Origin of the sequence: Mycobacterium sp. NAZ190054 (genome assembly GCF_001545925.1) — a bacterium.
Taxonomy (GTDB): domain Bacteria; phylum Actinomycetota; class Actinomycetes; order Mycobacteriales; family Mycobacteriaceae; genus Mycobacterium.
In genome coordinates, this window is record NZ_LMVQ01000408.1 from 1 (window position 1) to 2,189 (window position 2,189).

1 protein-coding gene is annotated in these 2,189 nt (G+C 63.0%); it reads right to left on the minus strand.

What is annotated here, in order from left to right:
• Positions 1-118 precede the first annotated feature (118 nt).
• Positions 119-1,630 carry a group II intron reverse transcriptase/maturase gene (gene ltrA / locus ASJ79_RS22900; RefSeq protein WP_067960321.1) on the minus strand — a complete coding sequence of 504 codons (1,512 nt, stop codon included), beginning with the start codon at positions 1,628-1,630 and terminating at the stop codon, positions 119-121.
• Between the last annotated feature and the right edge of the window lie 559 nt (positions 1,631-2,189).

The window sequence follows — 2,189 nt, forward strand, 5'->3', positions numbered from 1 at the left end:
GATGTAGGGGTCGGACCGGGGCGCGGTTCCAGGATTGCTCCTGGCCCGTTTCCCCGGCCCGCCCTCCGCACCGGACGTGCAACTCTCATCGCATCCGGCGCTCCACGGACTGCCACCGTTATGCGGGGACCGAGGTCGCCGCTGTGCTGGTCCACGGTGTGGGGATGGAAGTTCCCCGCCAGCGATACCGACTAATCGGAACGGTGGCGGCGTCGAACATGACGATCCCATTCTCCTGCGGACGGTTGCCTGGCCTGCCGGTCAGGAACCGCCGGAAGAGCTCCGCCCACGTGATTCGCTTGTGCCGTTTGAGCAGCCACCGGGTGACCCGATGCCAGGCGAAGGCATCGAGGTATCCGAAGGTCGCTTTGGACACACCGTGGCGGAAATACGCACACCATCCTCGGAGCACCGGATTGAGGCGTCCGAGGAGATCAGCAAGGCCGTGATGACGTGCTTTCTTGGTCAACGCCCGCACCTTCGCCAGGATCGAAAGCAACGCCTTCTTCGATGGGTAGGTGTAGACGGCCGTTTTGTTCGTGCCCTTCTTGCGGCGCCGCTGGATGCGGAACCCGAGAAAGTCGAACCCCTCGTCGAGGTGGCATACCCGGGTCTTGCTCACCGATAGCCGCAACCCCAGCGGGGCAATGACATCGGCGACCTCGTCCCATAATGCGTCCGCGTGCGCTTTGGTTCCGGCCACCATGATCACGAAATCGTCGGCATAACGGACGATCCGATAGGTAGCCCCGCCACGTTTGCGGTAGGCATCTCGCCGCTGAGATGTCTCATGGGCATCCCATTTCGCACGGAAATGTGCGTCCAACACCGTCAGAGCAATGTTGGCCAGCAGCGGTGAGAGTATGCCGCCCTGCGGTGTGCCGGTATCAGATTCCCTGACCGTTCCGTCGCCAGACATGATGCCTGCCTTCAGAAATGCTTTAATCAGGGCCAGGACCCGCTTATCGACGATCCGCGTGCGTACTCGTTCCATGATGGCGGAATGAGCCAGTTCGTCGAAACACGCCGCGATATCCGCCTCGAACACCCAGTGATAATTTCGGGACCCGAGAGTATGAATCTCAGCGATCGCATCCTGCGCCCGACGTCGAGGACGGAAACCGTAACTGACCGGCTCGAAATCCGCCTCGAAGATCGGCTCCAGCACCAACAACAACGACGCTTGAACCGTGCGGTCCATCGCCGTGGGGATACCGAGCCGCCTGAGCTTGCTGGTTCCCGGTTTGGGAATCATTCTCTCCCGCACCGGAAGCGGAGCAAATGTCCGGGCCTTCAGTTCGGCGCGAACATGACTCAGGAATGCTACCGTCTCGGCATCTCCGGTGATGGACGCAGGCCTCAGCCGGTCGATACCGGCTGACCGTGCGCCCTTGTTGCCCCGTACCCGGTCCCACGCGACGGTGAGAAAGTCCGGGTGGGCGACGAGGTTGAACACATCATCAAAGCGGCGGTCGGAATCCTCGACCGCCCAGTGGTGCAGCTTGCGTTGCATCTGTCGTACCCGCCATGCCGCCTCATCGGGATCGGGCCATGACAGCTCACCGGTATTCACCAGCGCCTCCGTTCGTGTCCTGCTCGCTGCATCAATTCCGCTGGAGCCCTTCGCCATGTGCGAGGCTTTCCCTCGCTCGGACTACTACGGCCCCTCCGCCCCACCGCGTGGCCATCGACAGACGACGCGTCAACCCGACGTCGGCGTCCTTGGCTGCAGACGACGACACGGGAGCCTCGCGGTGGTTCCCACGTTCACTGCTGACCGCTCGAGGAGGTCGGTGCCCAGCTATGCCCCTGCGATATCGCCACGGCTACGCCGCAGGCATTCACCGTGGCCTCCGGCGGCAGCGACCTAAACCGCAGCCAGAGTTCCCAACACCGAAAGCACCAGTGGTGTTGGTGCGCATCGCAGACCAGCCCGAATCCACCGGGTTAGAGCTGGCGGGAGACTTGAGAGGCGTTAAAACACTGGTTCCTCGCGTACACCTTCTCCTCATGCTTGCCGGACCCAGGCCATCCGGTAGTGCTGGCCTGTCCCGTCGTTGTCGGGGCTGCTTGCCGCCCTCACCGGCGTCTCCCGGTTCAGGCTGCCCCCAGCTTCGTTATGCTGCTGCGACAGCACAACGGCGCAGGTCTCTCACCTCCGCTCGGTCACACAGCGCCTCGTGGCGCAC

What these genes read in the sequence shown, in the direction of transcription:
- ltrA (WP_067960321.1), bottom strand. Translation starts at nt 1,630, where the DNA reads ATGGCGAAGGGCTCCAGCGGAATTGATGCAGCGAGCAGGACACGAACG.